Origin of the sequence: Moraxella ovis, assembly GCF_900453105.1 — a bacterium.
In the GTDB taxonomy this organism is placed as follows: Bacteria; Pseudomonadota; Gammaproteobacteria; order Pseudomonadales; family Moraxellaceae; genus Moraxella; species Moraxella ovis.
Genome location: NZ_UGPW01000001.1, coordinates 403,460 through 421,142, shown reverse-complemented (window position 1 = coordinate 421,142; position 17,683 = coordinate 403,460). Strand labels below are relative to the sequence as shown.

Annotated in this window: 18 protein-coding genes and 1 pseudogene; 10 read left to right on the top strand and 9 right to left on the bottom strand. The window is 44.8% G+C overall.

All coding sequences use genetic code 11. The features are described 5' to 3' along the window. The first annotated feature begins 49 nt into the window (after positions 1-49). Positions 50-1,321 (top strand): annotated as a pseudogene (locus DYD54_RS02165) (O-acetylhomoserine aminocarboxypropyltransferase/cysteine synthase family protein). A gap of 58 nt (positions 1,322-1,379) precedes the next feature. On the opposite strand, the gene DYD54_RS02160 reads toward DYD54_RS02165, so the two are convergent. Continuing rightward, on the bottom strand, positions 1,380-1,892 hold the full coding sequence (locus DYD54_RS02160) for a c-type cytochrome (protein ID WP_063513571.1): 513 nt from the start codon (positions 1,890-1,892) through the stop codon (positions 1,380-1,382). A 100-nt stretch (positions 1,893-1,992) separates the two neighbouring features. Then, complete coding sequence (locus tag DYD54_RS02155) at positions 1,993-2,334, bottom strand: FTR1 family protein (protein WP_063513570.1); 342 nt, start codon at positions 2,332-2,334, stop codon at positions 1,993-1,995. A 210-nt stretch (positions 2,335-2,544) separates the two neighbouring features. On the opposite strand from DYD54_RS02155, the gene DYD54_RS02150 reads away from it, so the two are divergent. Beyond that, entirely contained in the window at positions 2,545-2,832 is a 288-nt protein-coding gene (locus tag DYD54_RS02150) for a hypothetical protein (RefSeq protein ID WP_063513569.1), read from the top strand. A gap of 118 nt (positions 2,833-2,950) precedes the next feature. Here the strand turns inward: DYD54_RS02150 and rpsU are convergent, their stop codons facing one another. Both rpsU and DYD54_RS02140 read right to left on the bottom strand, forming a co-directional pair. Next, positions 2,951-3,166: a 30S ribosomal protein S21 gene (gene rpsU / locus DYD54_RS02145; RefSeq protein WP_036365938.1), complete on the bottom strand. Its 216-nt coding sequence runs from the start codon at positions 3,164-3,166 to the stop codon at positions 2,951-2,953. Between the two features lie 221 nt (positions 3,167-3,387). Then, a complete protein-coding gene (locus DYD54_RS02140; RefSeq protein ID WP_063513568.1) occupies positions 3,388-3,657 on the bottom strand; it encodes a hypothetical protein in 270 nt (89 codons plus the stop codon). A 253-nt stretch (positions 3,658-3,910) separates the two neighbouring features. On the opposite strand from DYD54_RS02140, the gene DYD54_RS02135 reads away from it, so the two are divergent. Next, the gene (locus DYD54_RS02135) at positions 3,911-4,816 is read left to right on the top strand and encodes a DUF808 domain-containing protein (RefSeq protein ID WP_063513567.1); all 906 of its coding nucleotides are present in this window, start codon (positions 3,911-3,913) and stop codon (positions 4,814-4,816) included. Positions 4,817-4,893: 77 nt separating this feature from the next. On the opposite strand, the gene DYD54_RS02130 is transcribed toward DYD54_RS02135, so the two are convergent. Then, positions 4,894-5,622 carry an SPOR domain-containing protein gene (locus tag DYD54_RS02130; protein WP_063513566.1) on the bottom strand — a complete coding sequence of 243 codons (729 nt, stop codon included), beginning with the start codon at positions 5,620-5,622 and terminating at the stop codon, positions 4,894-4,896. A gap of 174 nt (positions 5,623-5,796) precedes the next feature. Here DYD54_RS02130 and DYD54_RS02125 point away from each other — a divergent pair, with 174 nt between their 5' ends. Then, positions 5,797-6,018, top strand: a complete 222-nt coding sequence (locus tag DYD54_RS02125) for a DUF2788 domain-containing protein (protein WP_063513565.1) — start codon at positions 5,797-5,799, stop codon at positions 6,016-6,018. Between the two features lie 17 nt (positions 6,019-6,035). On the opposite strand, the gene cmoB is transcribed toward DYD54_RS02125, so the two are convergent. After that, positions 6,036-7,046 (bottom strand): tRNA 5-methoxyuridine(34)/uridine 5-oxyacetic acid(34) synthase CmoB, encoded by a 1,011-nt coding sequence (gene cmoB / locus DYD54_RS02120; RefSeq protein ID WP_172459587.1) that lies wholly within the window; start codon positions 7,044-7,046, stop codon positions 6,036-6,038. 6 nt (positions 7,047-7,052) lie between these two features. Next, positions 7,053-7,832: a carboxy-S-adenosyl-L-methionine synthase CmoA gene (gene cmoA, locus DYD54_RS02115; RefSeq protein ID WP_063513564.1), complete on the bottom strand. Its 780-nt coding sequence runs from the start codon at positions 7,830-7,832 to the stop codon at positions 7,053-7,055. Between the two features lie 71 nt (positions 7,833-7,903). Here cmoA and msrA point away from each other — a divergent pair, with 71 nt between their 5' ends. After that, a complete protein-coding gene (gene msrA / locus DYD54_RS02110) occupies positions 7,904-8,422 on the top strand; it encodes a peptide-methionine (S)-S-oxide reductase MsrA (RefSeq protein WP_063513563.1) in 519 nt (172 codons plus the stop codon). Positions 8,423-8,475: 53 nt separating this feature from the next. Here msrA and smc read toward each other — a convergent pair whose 3' ends face one another. Next, a complete protein-coding gene (smc, locus tag DYD54_RS02105; protein WP_063513562.1) occupies positions 8,476-12,039 on the bottom strand; it encodes a chromosome segregation protein SMC in 3,564 nt (1,187 codons plus the stop codon). A gap of 173 nt (positions 12,040-12,212) precedes the next feature. Between smc and DYD54_RS02100 the strand changes: the two genes are divergently transcribed. From DYD54_RS02100 to DYD54_RS02090, 3 genes are read left to right on the top strand one after another with little or no spacing between them, the layout of a single operon-like run. Next, positions 12,213-13,574, top strand: a complete 1,362-nt coding sequence (locus DYD54_RS02100; RefSeq protein WP_063513561.1) for a MotA/TolQ/ExbB proton channel family protein — start codon at positions 12,213-12,215, stop codon at positions 13,572-13,574. Beyond that, entirely contained in the window at positions 13,574-14,269 is a 696-nt protein-coding gene (locus tag DYD54_RS02095) for an OmpA family protein (protein ID WP_228703579.1), read from the top strand. Before DYD54_RS02100 ends, DYD54_RS02095 begins: the two co-directional genes overlap by 1 nt. Beyond that, the gene (locus DYD54_RS02090) at positions 14,266-15,138 is read left to right on the top strand and encodes an HNH endonuclease signature motif containing protein (RefSeq protein WP_063513560.1); all 873 of its coding nucleotides are present in this window, start codon (positions 14,266-14,268) and stop codon (positions 15,136-15,138) included. Before DYD54_RS02095 ends, DYD54_RS02090 begins: the two co-directional genes overlap by 4 nt. An 81-nt stretch (positions 15,139-15,219) precedes the next feature. On the opposite strand, the gene DYD54_RS02085 is transcribed toward DYD54_RS02090, so the two are convergent. Then, complete coding sequence (locus DYD54_RS02085) at positions 15,220-16,026, bottom strand: sulfite exporter TauE/SafE family protein (RefSeq protein WP_063513559.1); 807 nt, start codon at positions 16,024-16,026, stop codon at positions 15,220-15,222. A 78-nt stretch (positions 16,027-16,104) separates the two neighbouring features. Here DYD54_RS02085 and DYD54_RS02080 point away from each other — a divergent pair, with 78 nt between their 5' ends. Beyond that, complete coding sequence (locus DYD54_RS02080; RefSeq protein ID WP_063513558.1) at positions 16,105-16,953, top strand: biotin--[acetyl-CoA-carboxylase] ligase; 849 nt, start codon at positions 16,105-16,107, stop codon at positions 16,951-16,953. Positions 16,954-16,961: 8 nt separating this feature from the next. After that, a complete protein-coding gene (locus DYD54_RS02075) occupies positions 16,962-17,681 on the top strand; it encodes a type III pantothenate kinase (RefSeq protein WP_063513557.1) in 720 nt (239 codons plus the stop codon). The last annotated feature ends 2 nt before the right edge of the window (positions 17,682-17,683 follow it).

Sequence of the window (17,683 nt, the reverse complement as noted above, 5' to 3'; positions counted from 1 at the left end):
ATTTTGTTATGATATTGCTTGAATTTTATCACTAATCATAAGGATTATCATGACCCATAGAGACGAGACCCTAGCCATTCACGCAGGCTTTAGCCCAGACCCCACCACTAAGGTGGTCGCTGTACCCATCTATCAGACCACCTCATACGCCTTTGACGACACCCAGCATGGCGCGGATCTGTTCGAGACCTAAAAGTACAGGATAACATCTACACCCGCATCATGAACCCAACAACGGCCGTGTTAGAGGCGCGCCTTGCTGCATTAGAAGGCGGCATCGGAGCGCTGGCCGTCGCATCAGGCATGACAGCGATTACTTACACCATTCAGACATTGGCTGAAGCAGGTGACAACATCGCATCAGTCTCTACGCTCTATGGCGGCACCTACAATCTATTCGCCCATACCCTACCCAAGCAAGGCATCGACGTAAGATTTTTTGATGGCGACAATCCTAAGAGCCTACGCGATAAAATCGATGACAAAACCAAGCTTGTGTTCATCGAAAGCATTGGTAACCCACTGGGTAACATCATCGACCTAGAAGCAATCAGCGCCATCGCTCACGAATACGGCGTACCTGTCGTCGTGGACAATACTGTCGCCACGCCTGCGCTGCTAAAGCCATTTGAACATGGTGCTGACATCGTTGTGCATTCTTTAACCAAATACATCGGCGGTCATGGTACAAGCCTAGGCGGTATCATCGTTGATAGTGGCAAATTTCCATGGGGCGATAACGCTGAACGCTTCAAATCTCTAAACACTCCTGACCCAAGCTATCATGGCGTAAACTATGTGGAAGCGCTTGGTGCGGCAGCCTTCATTGGGCGTGCGCACGTCGTACCACTGCGTAACACAGGCGGCACAATCAGCCCTATGAATGTATTCTTAATCCTACAAGGCTTAGAAACACTATCGCTACGCATGAAGCGCCACACCGAAAACGCCCAAAAAATCGCAGAATATCTACAAAACCACCCAAAGGTAAACTGGGTGAACTACGCAGGTCTAAGCACGCACCCACAACATAACCTCGCCAAAAAATACCTAAAAGGCAAACCATCGGCCATTCTATCTTTTGGTGTGCAAGATGGTCGTGTTGGCGGTACTCGCTTTATCGACGCTCTGCAATTATTCACGCGTCTGGTTAATATTGGCGACGCCAAGAGCTTAGCCTGCCACCACCACGCACCGTCAGCTAAGCGAAGAGGAGCTCGACAAAGCCGGCGTTAGTGAAGACATGGTTCGACTGTCGATTGGTATCGAGCACATTGACGACTTGATTGCTGACTTAGAACAGACACTGGATAAAGTCTAAAAGAAGCAAAACCACGTCTTAGGACGTGGTTTTTTTTATTATTAATTAATACAAATGATTACTTAGCTTGCTCTAGCATATAATCAACTGCTGCATATACTTCTGCTTCTGTGACAGCTCCTACCGCCTGCGCAGGCATCTTATTAAAGCCCTTAGCAGAATGCTCGTGCAACTTATCAACGCCTTTTTCTAGGCGTTTTGCCCACTCTGCTTTATCGCTAAGCTTCGGCGCATCAAGCAGCCCTTGATCATGGCAAACCTTACAGGTTTGCTCGTAACGCTTCTTACCTTCCTCGATAGATAGCGCCTCAACAGGCGCAGCAGCTGTCTCAGTAGGCGCCTCAGCTACAGGCTCTGGTGCTTGCGCTAACTCTGCTTCTGTGGCAGGTTCTTGGATCGGCTCTTGGGTGACTTCTGCTTTATTTTCCGCAGGTACCTCTGCTGTAGCAGCAGGTGCGGTTTCTACTTTGGCAGGCTCTGGTGCTTTTTCAGGAGCTTTATCACCACCGCAGGCGCTTAATGCGAAGATTAAGGCGGTTACAAGAGAGATTTTTTTAGCTGGGTGTTGCATGTTGCCTCGCTAATTATTAGTTATAAGTTTATGCTGATAATATACCTAATTTTTCTATGGTTTTACAGTTAAATTTTCATATTGTTGCGGTGGATTGCTTTTATTTAACTGATTTGCGTACAGACATGAACCACACCAATACACATATTGCCACATACACCGCCTGCACCACCAAGCCTTGTACGCTCGGATAAATCCCCAAAAACGCCACGCTAGGCACATCCACGACGTCTCGGGGCAAATGCCCTGTCAGTTGCAGTGCCGAAATACTCACACCCAAAATCTTAAATCCTAAGGCATAGATGAGCCACGTTAAGACCTTAAATAATAGCGGAATGGGTAATTTGACGGACGTTTTTGCCATGATAATTGCCACCACGGCAAGTACGCCCAACGCCACCGCCATCCCCAGCACAAACTCACTCATGGCAATGCTTGGCAAAATCCCCTCATAAGCCCATCTCTCGAAATACGAACAAAAAATTCCAAACTAGGCAATCTTACCACACTGCCTAGTGGATGATTTTTATACAAGCAATTCTGAAATTGAAGTTTTGTATCAAAAACGTATCTGTATCTTTTCTATGATTTTAAACTTTGCTATAATCCTTTTAAATTAACCCCCTTCCATCCATTTTTAGGAATCAAACCCATGAAACTACTAGCTCTAAGCGCAATCTGTACTGCAGTTGTACTAACTGGCTGTAACGCAATCACCAAAGCTTCTGACAAAATTTTCTACAAAGAAAGCAATTTCTCTCAAGTAGAAAGCACCGAATATCCAGTAGGTGAAGGTCCAGAATATGACCACGAAGCAAAACATGAAGCAGCATTAGCTGACATGCAACAAACTCAAGAAGCTGGCGCACAGCGTCCAACTGCTGACTCTACTGTTAAGCATGACGAGATTGCACAGCCTGCTGAAGCATCTGCCGAATAATCATCGCATTCAAAAAACCTGCCTAGCGGCAGGTTTTTTTATTTAGCATTCAATCTACTCAAAATAAAAAACCCCGAACTAATTCGAGGTTTTATCAATACAAATCTTGTTATATAGATTAGTATTTACGTACTGTGCGAACTTGCTCGCGCCATACTTTTTTCTTGTAACGCTTAACAGCAGCGGCTTTTTTGCGCTTACGTTCTTGCGTTGGCTTTTCGAAGAATTCTTTTTTACGAACGTCAGCCAATACACCTGCTTTTTCACACGCGCGCTTGAAGCGACGGATAGCGATATCAACTGGTTCGTTCTCTTTAACCTTAACTAAAGGCATGGGACACTCCTAATAACAAGACAGATGGCATCGATCAGGCTGTATTATATTATATAGCGTCACGGTCTTGGGCGTGGGCATCAGCTCAAATCGGGATGGTTATTTCCGCTGGGCGGATTGTCTAGCCAAAATCAAGCTAAGACAAGCGCAATATTATAAATGATGCACAGACAAAATACAATCAAAATCTGCGCATAATTTGGATAAATTAGAACAATTTATTATTTGCTTTCAGTGGTAACGGCAGCATCTGTAGAAGCTTCAGTGTCTGAATCAGTTGCTGGCGTTGTAGTGGTCGCACCAGATGCTTCAACAAATGTTGGCTGACCGTGGTCGTCGAACTTCACTTCTTCAGCCTTTGGGGCTTTTTCGATGGCGGCCGCTTCTGCCTCTGCCACTTTATCAACCGCATGAACTTTTTCATGCTTGTCACCACACGCTGATACCAGTACCGCTGCAGCCAATGCCGCTACCAAAACTTGAACTTTCATAATATCTCCAAATAATATTAAAACATCAAGATCAGGCCAAAAATCTCAGCCAGATAATCACAGTTATCCGCTTATTATGCCACAAAATCCCACAATTTTCATAAGAATTAAATCACATATTAAAAATTTTTATTCAAATATATCAACATCAATGCACGACTACCAAACTTTACAAATTCTTTACCAAAAGATGAGTATAATGTGTCAAATTTTAACCAAAATAACCTTAAAAAATTAACAATTTGGAGTTCCTATGGCTGGTGGTAGTTTATTGATGTTGCTTGATGACATCAGTACCATCCTAGATGACGTGGCAACGATGACTAAACTTGCCACCAAAAAAACTGCAGGCGTATTGGGTGACGACCTAGCACTAAACGCCCAACAAGTAACCGGTGTGCGTGCAGATCGCGAGCTGGCCGTTGTCTGGGCGGTGGCAAAAGGCTCGTTCGTCAATAAGCTAATCTTAGTACCTGCTGCACTCATTATCAGTGCGGTAGCGGCTTGGTTAATTACGCCGCTTTTGATGATTGGCGGCTTGTTTTTATGCTTTGAAGGCGCTGAGAAAATCGTTCATAAATTCGCACCTCAACTGCTGCCTCATGACCTAGATGACGAAGATGCGCATGCCGAACGCTTGGCAGCGAACGCTGATGAATCAGTGGACTTGGTTGCACTCGAAAAAGAAAAAATCAAAGGCGCCATTCGTACTGACTTCATCTTGTCTGCTGAGATTGTCGTTATCTCGCTTGGCGTCATGACTGCCAGCACATTACAAACCAAAGCTCTGGCCTTATCTGCCATCGCCATCTTGATGACTGCCGGTGTTTATGGCCTGGTTGCACTGATCGTAAAAATTGACGACGTCGGTCTAGGCCTCACTCAAAAGCCTGGCGCAGGCAGTCAAAAACTTGGTCGTGGTCTGCTAGCTTTTGCCCCGAAACTCATGAAATTCTTATCCATCGCTGGGACGCTTGCCATGTTCTTGGTCGGTGGTGGTATCTTGGTACACGGCATCGACATCCTACATCATCAAGCCGAAGATCTGGCAGCGCTCTCAGGTGTGTTTGGCGGATTAACCGAAACTGCCTATAATGGTATCGTCGGTCTATTAGCTGGATTGATCGTCCTTGCGTTCTATGTACTGTTCAAAAAATGACGGGCAAAACCGCTCATTGATTTTAGCTCATAAAAATAACCCCTGGCTTAGCAGGGGTTATTTTTATGATTAATGAATTAGCGTCTTTGCTCTACGATGACTGCATCGATGCCATTGCTGCTTAGTTTTTGCGCAGCGGCACTCACCTCAGCACGGCTCGACATGGGCGCTGATAGCACCTGATAAAAGGTCGCCTGAGTTGCGCTGTCCACACGGCGCAGAATCACTGCATCCACGCCTGCCAGCATGACCTGAGCACGCTTCTCATCTGCCGCTGCCGCATCAGAATAACTTCTAATCTGCAGAATATAAGTCGTCCCTGCTGGCTTGGCATCTTCTTTCGAGTCTGTCGCTGCATCGTCACCATCATAGGTGGCATCCTCTTCTACGATCTCAATCTTCGCTTCTGGCTCGTCTTTGGCTTGAACGACAGCATCGACACCCACCACTCGGTCGCTATTGGCATTTGATTCTTGGACGCTGACACCCTCAGGCACGCTACGAAAATCCTGCTTGGACAGAATGTCATAAAACTCATAGTTAATCGGCTCAGAAGAGGTAGTCGTCGCAGTACCCAGAGGTGCAGAAGCATCGCCAGCATTGGCCTGTGGAAAGATGTCATCTTCTGCTTGGATCTGCACCGCAGTCGCACGTCTGTCATCAAAGATGGGTGAACGATAGATCAGCACAGCAATCACCGCACCAATTGCAATCGCCAAAAGCATCCAAAACAAACTCAAAAGCCCTGAGCTTTTTCGGACTTCGGTTTCTTTATAGACGGCAGACAGTTTTTGTTTATTTATCATGTTAGTTAAAATTTAATGAAATTAAATCCATAAATGCGATATTGTAGCAAGTTTTTTGAATTAAGTGGAAAATTTTACGCGCTTAAGTCAGTAATTTTGGCATGTTTGGCTCAATTCATTCATCTAAAATTATGCTATAATAGAACAAAATCAATAATAAAAAAGAGAACCGCCATGATTCTAGCTGTCTCAGAAGAAACCATCACCGCCGCAGGTCTATACATCCTACTGCCGATTTTTATTGCGTTTTTGTTCTTTATCATGTGGGACATCTCCAAAAAATCGAAAGCAGGCAAACAAGGCACCTTTTGGATTTTTGTCGCCTTAGGTATGGGTTTTTTTGGATTTTTGGCAAAACTCGTGATCGAATGGGTGCTTGGCGAATGGTTCATTTAACCATCCGACCAAGACCTTTATCTTTTTGCGATCATGACAGCGCGTTTTGGTGCAGGATATCCCTCTACTGTCTTAGTTGGGTCGTCTTTATCCAAAAAGTCCGCCAAAGACTGATAATCCATCCACGCTGTCGCCCGCTGCTCATCGGTTGAAGTCACATCCACATCCACACAGCGAACATCGCTAAAGCCCGCCTTGGTAAGCCACTTGGTCAAAGCAGGCACGCTTGGCAAGAAGTACACGTTATTCATTTGCGCGTAGCGATCATCTGGCACCAGCACAGTATGCTCATCGCCATCCACCACCAAGGTCTCAAGCACAAGCATACCGCCCTTTTGTAGCTGACCTTTTAATTGCTCAAAATGCTCAAACGGTGATGCGCGATGATACAACACCCCCATACTAAACACCACATCAAATAACGCACTGTCGCTAGGCAGACTCTCAAGCGGCACAGGAATGTAATGCACAGGCAAATCCACGCCCATAAAGTGCTTCATCGCCATGAACTGATGATAAAACAGACAAGACGGATCAATGACAATCACCGATTTGGCGCCATCACCAAGCATTCTAAAACCATGATAACCCGAGCCGCCACCCACATCTAAGATCCGTTTATTCTGTAGATCCAGATGCGACCTTACACGCTCCCACTTAAAGTCTGAGCGCCATTCTGTGTCAATGTGAATGCTCTTATTCTCGTCATCAGATAACAAGAAAAACGGGCCCTTTCGCCACGGTTTTAGGTTCATGAGCAGACTTTGCGTCTTTTTAAAATCAGCCATTTGCCAATCCAGTACAGCTTCAACTTTATCGCTCAAATTCGTGCTGATGGTCGGCACTACCGGCAAGCGCTCAATGGCAGAGGCATAAAATGGCGCATGTGCATAGCGACGTTTATCCTTGATGGCAGCCAGCCAGCTGGGCATGGCAGCGATCCACTCGCCTGCTTTTGGGTGATATTTACTCATCTGCAGCAGGTGCATATATAGCGCCTGCTCAGCATTAAAAATCGTATTATTCATGATCAATTATTGTTTAAAAGCAATCATCGATACAAAGTTCAAGAACCGAAACCATGTCAGGCTACGACTAAAGCCAGCTTGAGCCAGTCGCTCATGATGCACATCCAAGGTATCAGTAATCAGCACATTCTCCAGAGCGTTACGCTTACCGCTGATCTCAAGCTCACTATAGCCATTAGCACGCTTAAAATCATAATAACGCTCTACCTGCCAAGCATCATCCTGCTCATCGACTAGGTGCGTCTTCTCAGTTAGAATTAAGATACCACCTTCATTCAGCGCGGCGTGGCATTTATGTAGTAGTGACAAACGAACATCAGGCGGTAAAAATTGCAAGGTCAAATTCAGCACAATCATGTCACATGGCTCAAATTCAATCTCGCACACATCCGCCAAAACAAAGCGAATATCATGATCAGGATAATGCTCACCAAGAACCGATTTGGCACGCTCAATCATCGGCACTGAGATGTCAATGGCGTGAATCTCAATGTCGTCAGCATCAAATTTATCCGCTAAGGCAAAACTTACCGCACCCAAAGAGCAGCCCAAATCATAAATGCGGCTGATTTTTTTACCTAATTCATTAACCTGTCCAAAGGACAAATGACGCTTGGCAAATATCGGCAACATCGCAAGCATCTGCCCGTAACCTGGCACGCTGCGGCGAATCATGTCAGGAAAGCACGCCACCACTTCTTCATCAAAACTAAAGCGCGCGTGCTTGTCCAGCGGCGTGGTGAATAGCGTGTCATTGCCCGTATTAGGCTTAGTATCATCGTTCATGGTTGATTTTGTGATATTTGTCTATATAAACGTATTATTCTATCATTTTTTTGGCAAACTAAGGAAAAATTATGCAACACATCATCTTGGGCGGTGGCTGTTTTTGGTGCACAGAGAGCGTATTTTTATCATTAAAAGGCGTGCAATCTGTCGTATCAGGCTATGCAGGCGGTATGGCTCAGACCGCAGACTATGAGGCGGTCTGCACAGGGCGGACAGGTCACGTGGAAGTCATCGATGTGACTTTCGATGAGAATGTCATTGATCTTTCGGTGATTTTGGATGTGTTTTTTGCCACGCATGACCCCACAACCCTAAACCGTCAAGGCAATGACATCGGCACACAGTACGCCTCGGTGATTTTTTATACCGATGACGCTCAGCTTGATATGATTCATGACAAGATCGGCGCCTTAAAGGCAGATGGCATCGCGGTCGTGACCCAAGTTCGCCCCGCACCCGAGTTCTATCAGGCAGAAGACTATCATCAAAATTTCTTCGCCAAGAACCCGACTCAGTCGTATTGTAATTTTGCCATTCCGCCAAAGCTTGCCAAACTGCGCGCCAACTTTAGTGAATATTTAAAATAACATAGAGAGCAACGCACAAACCCACCGTTTGGTGGATTTTTATTGGCGCGCCGTTAGCTCTCGATGTATTTTTCCGCTTCTTCTAGATTGACCGTTACGAGACTTGAGATGCCCGCGGTTGGCATGGTGATGCCTTTTAATTCATCGGCGATCTGCATGGCAAGCTTATTATGACTGATAAAAATAAACTGCACGCTATCGGCAAGCTCATGAATCAAGCTGGTAAAACGTCCCACGTTAGCATCATCAAGCGGTGCATCCACCTCATCAAGCACACAGAACGGCGCAGGATGCTGTTTAAAAATCGCAAAAATCAAGCTTAGCGCAGTCAAAGTTTTCTCACCGCCAGAGAGCACCGCCAGACGGCTGTTCTTTTTACCTTTTGGTTGTGCCATCAATACCAATCCCGCTCGCCATTTATCCGCCTTGGTCAGATTCTCATCATCAATCAGCGCAAGACTCGCCTGACCACCACCGAATACTTTGGTAAATAGCGAATTAAGCTCGGCATTCACCGCATCCAGAGTAGACAGGAATAACGCCTTGGTCTTCTCATCGATGGCAGAGATCGCGTCTTTTAGCTTCGCCATACTCTCTGTGATGTCATTAATCTGGGTATCCATAGGCGACACGCGCTCTTCAAGCTCGGCAAGCTCTTGAGCGGCCGCAAGGTTCACCGCGCCCAGCTTGGCGATGTCTGCCTTGATGGCATCGATGCGAGCGGTATTGTCCTTGAATTTTGGTGTTTTGGCTCGAAAATCTGCCAACGCCGAAGGCAAATTAAAGCCTTCATCGATGCGCATCATCTCATCACCCAAGTCAATCAAACGACTCTCGCCCACCGCAGTATCTGCTGTGATTTGTGCAGCTTCTGTCTGAGCCTTGGCAAAATTCGTGTGCGCCTCAGTCAAGTTCTCTTGGAGTTTTACCTGCATGAGCTGCAATGCCTTGGCGGCCGCCTCATGCTCTTCGCTGATAACCTTAAGCGCTGCGGTCTGAGCTTTGGCGTCTTTGAATGCTGCCTCAAGCTGTGGCAGCTTGGCGGTGAGATTTTTTTCGTTGTCTTTGACAACCTGAATGTCAGTCTCAGCCTGACTTAGGTTCTTTTGGGCAAGTTCAAGCAGTCTTTGGGTGTGAGTGAGAGCTTGGGTGAGCGTGCTGTTTTTTAGCTGAAGCCCCTGATGTTCATCTGTCAGTGCCTTAACCTGAGCGTTTAATTCATCCATGCTTTTGGTCATGGCCGTCATCGTATTTTGTGCCGATTCAAAACGCGGCAGATGCTCGCTCAACTGCTGAATGCTATCAGCTATTTGACTTTCTAATACTTTAAGCTCGCTTCCGATCTCTTCTTTCTCTTCATCCAGAGCGGCTTTATTCTTAGCGAAATTCTCTCGCTTGATGGCGTCGGTTTGGATTTTGACCTGCAAGGTCGTATGTGCCTGCTGTACTTTATGAAGGCTTGAGAGCACGACGGTCATCTGCGCGCTTTTCTCATCTTGGGCGATTTTGAGTGCTTCAAGCTGTGCGGTGTGAGTTTTTAGTGTTTTTTCGCTTTGCTCCAGCTCATCTTCTAATGCGCCCAGCTCATCTTCTAGCTGACCCAGACGCTTGCTGTGTTCAGCTTTTTGGCTAAGTAGCGACGACTCTGCGCCAAAGCTTGAGCCATGAATCACACCGAACGAGCCAATCAGCCAGCCTGTCTTGGTCAAGATCAATCGACCATCTGTAATCTGATCGCTTAGCCGAGATAAAGCCTGCTCATCAAGCTCTTCATCCAGCAGATAACAAGCATCGAACAGCTTTAATCTTGGCGCGTCGAACAACTGCCCAAAAGCAATGAGATTGCCATCATTCACGCCATAGCCGCCGCCTGTCTTAAAGATGGCTCGGCTCGCTTGTTTATCCTTGGTGTTCGGCGCTGCCAAAGCTGCCTTTAATGCCAAATCATCAAAGATCTTGGCATCCATCCAAAACCCCAAGAATCCATCCAGCACCCCAGCAAAGCTCTCACCCTGACGGCTCAGGCGCACCACGTCCTTTAGGCGTGTCAGATGCGAAAAATCATCGGCCTTGGCTAATGTCTCTTCTGCCTTTGGTTTGGCATGCACCATTTTATGTAGAATATCGTATTCACTCGCCAAGGCGGTATGGCGCTTCTCAAGGGTGGCGTGAGATGATTGTAGCGATTGAACCGTCTTGGTCATCTCGTCAAGCTTGTCTTTATCATCATCGTCCGCCAAAGATTCTCGGCGTAGGCTTAACGTCTTAATCTCGCCTGCCAGACGGGTCAATTCATCAGCATCAGCGCTGTTCTCCTTGCCAATAGACTCAAAAGACAGCACCAGCTCATTGTGTTTTTTGATCCATTTTTCGCGATTGGCCAGCACGCGGCTTTTTTGAGATTCGGCAAGTTTTTGGGCATTTTCTAGGGTGTTTTTTTGAGCTTGAAGTGTGTTCACATCGTCTCGGATGCTTTGCCAATTGCCCTGAAGTTGTTTAAGTTCAGCTTGTTTTTGGGTAAGTTGATCGCCCAACACCTTTAATGATGGCTCAATGCTTGCACGCTCTTCGTTTAGCTTGGTCAGCTCTTTTGTGGCGTGTGCGATGCCATCTTGCGCTTCGGTTTTGATGAGTGTTAGTCTTTGGATTTTATCATCGGCTTGGCTAAGCTCTTGATTTAAGGTATAAAAATTATGCTGAGCGGTCTGCTCTGCCATCTGCGCATTATGGTATTTGTCACGCGCGTCGTCTTTTAGCCATTGTCCTTCGGCGACCTTATTGGACAGACGTTCAAGCTCCACTTTGGCTTTATTCACCGCAGTCTCAAGCGCGTTCAAGCTCTCTGATGAGCTGACTTGCTGTGTTTTTTTGTGTTCGTGATATTGCCATGCTTCAAAGATGCGCTTTAATAGATCTTCTTTATTAATTTTGGCAAGCTCATCGGAGAGCTCTTGATATCTTTTGGCGGATTCGGCTTGGCGCATGAGCGTGCGCTGTTGTTTTTTTAATTCGCCTTGTAGGTCGGATAATCGCTCTAGGTTATCACGGGCTTCGTCGAGCTTTTTTTGAGTTTCGTCACGGCGCGCCTGATAGCGAGACACCCCTGCCCCCTCCTCGATGAACGAACGTAGCTCTATCGGGCTAGAATCCACGATTCGCCCAATCATCCCCTGCTCGATCACCGCATAACTTCGCGCACCCAGACCTGTACCCAAGAACACATCCACGACATCACGGCGACGCACTCGCTGACCATTGATGAAGTAATCAGACTTGCCATCTTTGGTCACTTGGCGGCGTAAGGTCAGCTCCTGATACAAGTTTAAGGCATGACGAATGCCACTCGCCTCATCTTGGGTATGCTCAAAGGTCAGCTCCACGCTTGCCAAAGATTTGCCCGCTCGACCTTCCACCCCAGCGAAGATCACATCACTCATCGCCCCGCCACGAAGCTGTTTGGCAGACGTCTCACCCAGCACCCAGCGAATAGCGTCAATCACGTTTGACTTACCACAACCATTCGGCCCGACAATGGCAGTAATGTCGTGCTTAAAGGTGAATGTCGTGGGATTGGCAAAGGATTTAAAGCCGGCAAGTTTTAGGGATTTTAGACGCATTGTAGTAATTTCAAAAAATCAAAGCCATCCATTATATCAAAATTTTCAATATTTTTTGTTCTTTGCAATAACTTCTCAAGGAATTAATTTATTTGCCATAAAGCAAATTGACAAAATAAGCGGGGTGGGTAAAATATTTCTCATATTTTTCAATAATCAACTCAAGAGGCGGTATGTCTTTATTTATCGGTATGTTTAGCGGTCTAAACTTGATTTTCACCATTATTATTACTAGTGTCTTTTGCCTAAGTGTATACTGGCTCCAGAAAAATAAACAAACCAAATTTGTTAAACAAGCTCCCACTCTGTTAACATCACTTGGCATCTTTGGTACATTTTTCGGCATTGTGATTGCTCTTCTAGGCTTTGACGGCGTGGACAATATCAAAGAACAAATCGATATTATTATCAGTGGCATGCAAACCGCATTTATTACCAGTGTTGAAGGCTTACTGCTTTCCATCATCCTAAAAGTACTCATCATCTTTAAGAAAGACGATGCCAATCAAAGCGACGCCACTGGAGAACAACTGATTCAATCATTTATACAACAAACTGAAAACAGCTCTCAATCAGTTGAAAAATTGACCTTACTAATCAACGCCATTGGTCAAGATGGTGATAATAGCCTAATCGGTCAAATTCGCCTAATGCGTAGCGACTTCAATGATTATCAAAAACACAATAAAGAATTTGAAATCAAGCTATGGCAAGAAATGGACAAGGTAACCGAAACACTTGCTAAATCCGCCACCGAAACCATTATTGAAGCCCTTAAAGATGTCATTCATGATTTCAACGAAAATCTAACCGAACAATTTGGCGAAAATTTCAAAGAGCTCAACCGTGCTGTTTTCGAACTTGTTACATGGCAAGAAAACTATCGACAGCAAATTCAAGCAATGACAGAGCAATATGCTCTTGGTGTTCAAGCGATTAACAACACCAAAGAGGCTGTTATCAAAATTGAAGATTCCACAAAATTCATTCCAGATTACATGAGGGGTCTAGGTATAATTATTAATGACAATCAAAATCAACTAAATGAATTAGCCAAACACTTGCAAACTTTTGCAGATATTAGACAGCAAGCAGTAGAATCCCTACCAAAAATTCAAGAACACATCAAATCTGTGCTTGATAATATGCAAAATGGCAGTCAAAACATCCAAATTGCCACTCGTGAGATGCAACAAAATCTAACCAACTGGGTGTCAAATTTTGAACATTTAATACAAAAAGCACAACAAGACCTTCAGACCTCTTTAATGAATATTACCAGCGAGCAAAAAGAGTTTATCAGAGTGCAAATGCGAGATCTGACAAAAAGTGCACAAAAATCCTATAGTGACATGCAAAAAGATATTAATGAAATCCTGAAAGAAACCCAAAAAAATATGGCAACAACCCAAGAAAAAACCATCTCAGACATGGCTACTTCACTGGTTAATATCACACGACAATTTGCCAATGATTATGCAAGTCTTACCGAACAGATGAATCGAGTTATTCGTCAAAATGGAGGTTTTAGATAATGCCAATTAATAAAATTCTAAATAATATACAAACCCTCAATAATGATGATTCAGAGTGGCTACCCATCTCCGATTTAATGTCTGGCTTAATGATTTTATTCCTATTTATCGCCATCAGTCTTATCATGCAAGTCAGACAAACCGCTGAAAAATACAAAGATACTCAACAGGCAATCTATAAAGCACTCATGCAGGAATTTGAAAAAGACCTTAAGCATATGGGTGCAGATATTGATCAAAAAACTTTAACCTTTGTTTTTAACTCACCCGATATTTTATTTGAAGCAGGTCAGTCCAATATCAAACCGAGCTATGCTAAAACATTGAATGATTTTTTTCCACGCTATATTAAAGTGGTAAATCAATACAAGGACTATATCGAAGAAATCCGCATCGAGGGACATACCAGTAGCGATTGGAAAATTGGTGCAGGCTCAGATACGGCTTATTTTGAAAATATGCGACTGTCGCAAGAGAGAACTCGAGCGGTGTTAAATTATGTATATACCATTCCACAAGTAAGCCAATATCGCCCTTGGATCAAAGAAAATCTTGCAGCGGTAGGACTATCATCTGCCAAAACCATCAAGGATGATCAAGGTCGCGAGGACAAATCACAGTCCAAACGAGTAACTTTCCGAATCATCACTAATGCAGGCGAACAAATCAACCAAATTGCTGGAGAGTGGCAATGAACTTAACTGACATGTTAGAGTCATTGAAAAATCTATCTCTAAAAATCAATCCCAAGCGAGATGGAAAAATTGAGATAGACCTAGCTCCACTTGATATTAATATTGATATTCCAATCAGTACCTCCGAGGGCATTTCGGTTAGTCTGGACGAGGTGAAAATCGATCCAAGAACAAGGGTTTGGACTTATAAAGGTCGAAATGTTCTACTGTTCATCCCCGATCAAGGCTTTAACTTTGACGATGTAATGAGCGGGGAGAAAGAAGGTCGTAAATTTCATCTCTCCGATTGCTCAACAATCGAACATATGAAGCAAGAAAACCGTTTTGCTCGCTACCAAGCAACAAACAGCACTGAAGGAATTTTTAAAATTCATGGGGTTGGCAAGTATGATAGAAAACCAAAATCTGGCGAAACACAACTGCATGTCTGCATTAGCTGCCTAAAACATCTTAACTATAAAAAATACAACCTTGTATCTCGAAAAGAGCAAAAAGAAATTTATCGCACATTTGATTTAAATGAGTTTTTCTCAGCCTACAAAACTGGTGGCGGATTTAGTCAAGAACCGCCAAATATTGGTCAAGATCAGCCAGGCTATGCTGATAACTGGGGTCAAATTTCTCAGCAATACCGTCAACACAAAGACTGGACTTGTGAAGAATGCGATGTTAATCTAACCAATCACCGACAACTACTTGATGTTCATCATATTGATGGCGTCAAACACCATAATCATTACAGCAATTTAAAAGCTCTATGCAAAGAATGTCACAGTAAACAACCGTCTCATAGCCATTACCTTAATAGCATTTCCAAAGAAGCACTGCAAATGCTACAATCTATTAAAGAAAAACAAGGGATTATCTAGTCAAACATGTAGCAAAAAGGTGTGATATGACACATACCTTTTTGCTATAGTTACGCATTGCCAGCAATTCAATTTGCACCATCAAACCATACTGCTATACAACAACTGACACCCCACCACAATGAGCAAACAGGCAAAGGCTTTTTTGAGTGTACCTGCTGGCAGTTTATGGGCGATTTTTGCTCCAAGTTTGGCAGTGATGAAGCTTGCCACGCTAATGGCGACGAAGGCAGGCAAATGCACAAAGCCAAGCAGTCCTGCCACAGGCTCGCTCATACTAGCCACATGACTTCGCCCAAATATCATAAAGCCTAACGCCCCTGCGATGGCAATCGGCAGACCGCACGCTGCCGATGTTCCCACCGCTTGCTTAATCGGCAGACCTGCGTGGGTCAGATACGGCACATTCAGACTGCCCCCACCGATGCCAAAAATCGCCGATGCCATGCCAATCACGCCACCAGCGACACTCTGGCTCACAGGGCTTGGCAGAGGCTTGATCTTCTCGTCCGCCTTTTTCATAAACATCTGTATGGACATGACAATGGCAAACACACCAATCAGACCTTGCAAATAATCCCCCTTGATAAGCGTTGCCACCCACGCCCCAAACAGCGAACCGACCACCAAGCCATAGGTTAGATTCTTAAACACATCCCAACGTACCCCGCCTTTTTTGTTGTGAGCCGTCAAAGAGCTGATAGACGTAATGATGATAGTCGCCAAAGCCGTCCCCACCGACACATGGGGGATAAACTCGCTCGGAAAGCCATACGCCCCCAAAATCCACACAAGTGCAGGCACGATGATGAGACCACCGCCCACACCAAACAGCCCTGCACACACGCCAGCAAATGCCCCTGCCACCACAAACCATAGATACATCATGTTACATACTCTCACATTTACCAAATTTATGGTATTATAGCTTATTTTTATTCATTTGAAACAACCAAAAACCGCCCCATGCCAGATTTTTTGACCGCCACGCCCCACACCCATTTTGACACGACAGACAGCACCAACACCCAGCTCATCCACGCCATCAAAGACGGCACGCACCCCCACACCGCCCCCCACCTATACACGGCAAACCACCAAACGGCAGGGCGTGGACAGCATGGGCGGACGTGGGTGAGCGGTGCGGACAATGTTTTTTTGTCTTTATATGTTCCGATTGGGCAGGGGCAATTTGAGTTACATCAATTATCGGGCTTATTGTCATTGGCGGTAGGCTATCAACTTACTCAATTAAAAATCATTCAAACCATTAATCAAATTCGCACCGAAAATAACCTACCTCCCATTGGCGTCAAATGGGCAAATGACGTGGGATTTTATGATGATAAGGCAGGATTTTTTAAAAAACTCTCTGGCATTTTAATTGAACCTGTTTTTAAAAAATTAAACGACAAAAATACACTTGTGGGTGTGGTGATTGGCGTGGGGCTAAATGTCAATAATTCGCCTGTGATAAAAGACGGTCTTTATCAAGCGACGTGTTTAAAAGAATCATCTGATATAAAAACAACCGCCCAAGATTTATATATCCCAATGGCAAATGCCATATTTCAAGCGGTAGAAATTTGCAATTATTGTAAAGAACCCATGTACCTACAAAATTTTATTGATAAATTTAACGCCAATCATCTTTTGACCGATAAACTTATTCATATTTTTATGCAAAATAATATGACGGATATTTATGCAAAAGGCAGATGTATTGGCATTGGCAATCAAGGCGAATTGTTATTAAATGATAATGGTAATATTAATCGGATATTTGCAGGTATGGCAAAAATCGTTACAAACTAAGGAAAATCATGAAAAAACTTTGGCTGGATTTGGGCAATACCCGCCTAAAATATTGGATTGTAGATAACGACACCATTATCGCCCATGACGCAAAAGAACACCTAAAAGCCCCCAATGAATTATTACTTGGACTACTTGGCACGCTGGCGAGCTTTGAGCCTGAATTTGTGGGGATTTCTAGCGTGCTTGGCGATAAGATTAACACCGCCATTGACAAGACCTTGCAAGGCTTTGCCGCACCCTTTGAATTTGCCAAAGTCAATGCCAATCACTCCCTTTTGACAAGCCATTATGACCCCAATCAGCTTGGCGTGGACAGATGGCTACAAATGCTTGGCGTGGTGGATAACACCAAAAAACAATGCGTGGTCGGCTGTGGCACGGCTTTAACGATTGATTTGATAGAACACGGCATACATTTGGGCGGATATATCCTGCCCAACGTCTATATGCAACGCCACGCCCTGTATGCAGGCACTCAGCAGATTGCGGTGAAGGCTGGGCGGTTTGACAGCACCGAGCTTGGGCGGACGACCTTTGATGCGGTCAATCATGGCGTACTGTTTGGCGTGGTGGGGGCGGTGCGTGCGTTGCAAGCAGACTACCCTGATTTTGAGATTACGCTCACAGGGGGCGGGGCGGATATGATAAATGTGCAATTTGATGATGCCCTAAAGGTAGAAAAAGAACTGCTGCTCATCGGTCTAAAACGGTATTTTGATCGCTAAAA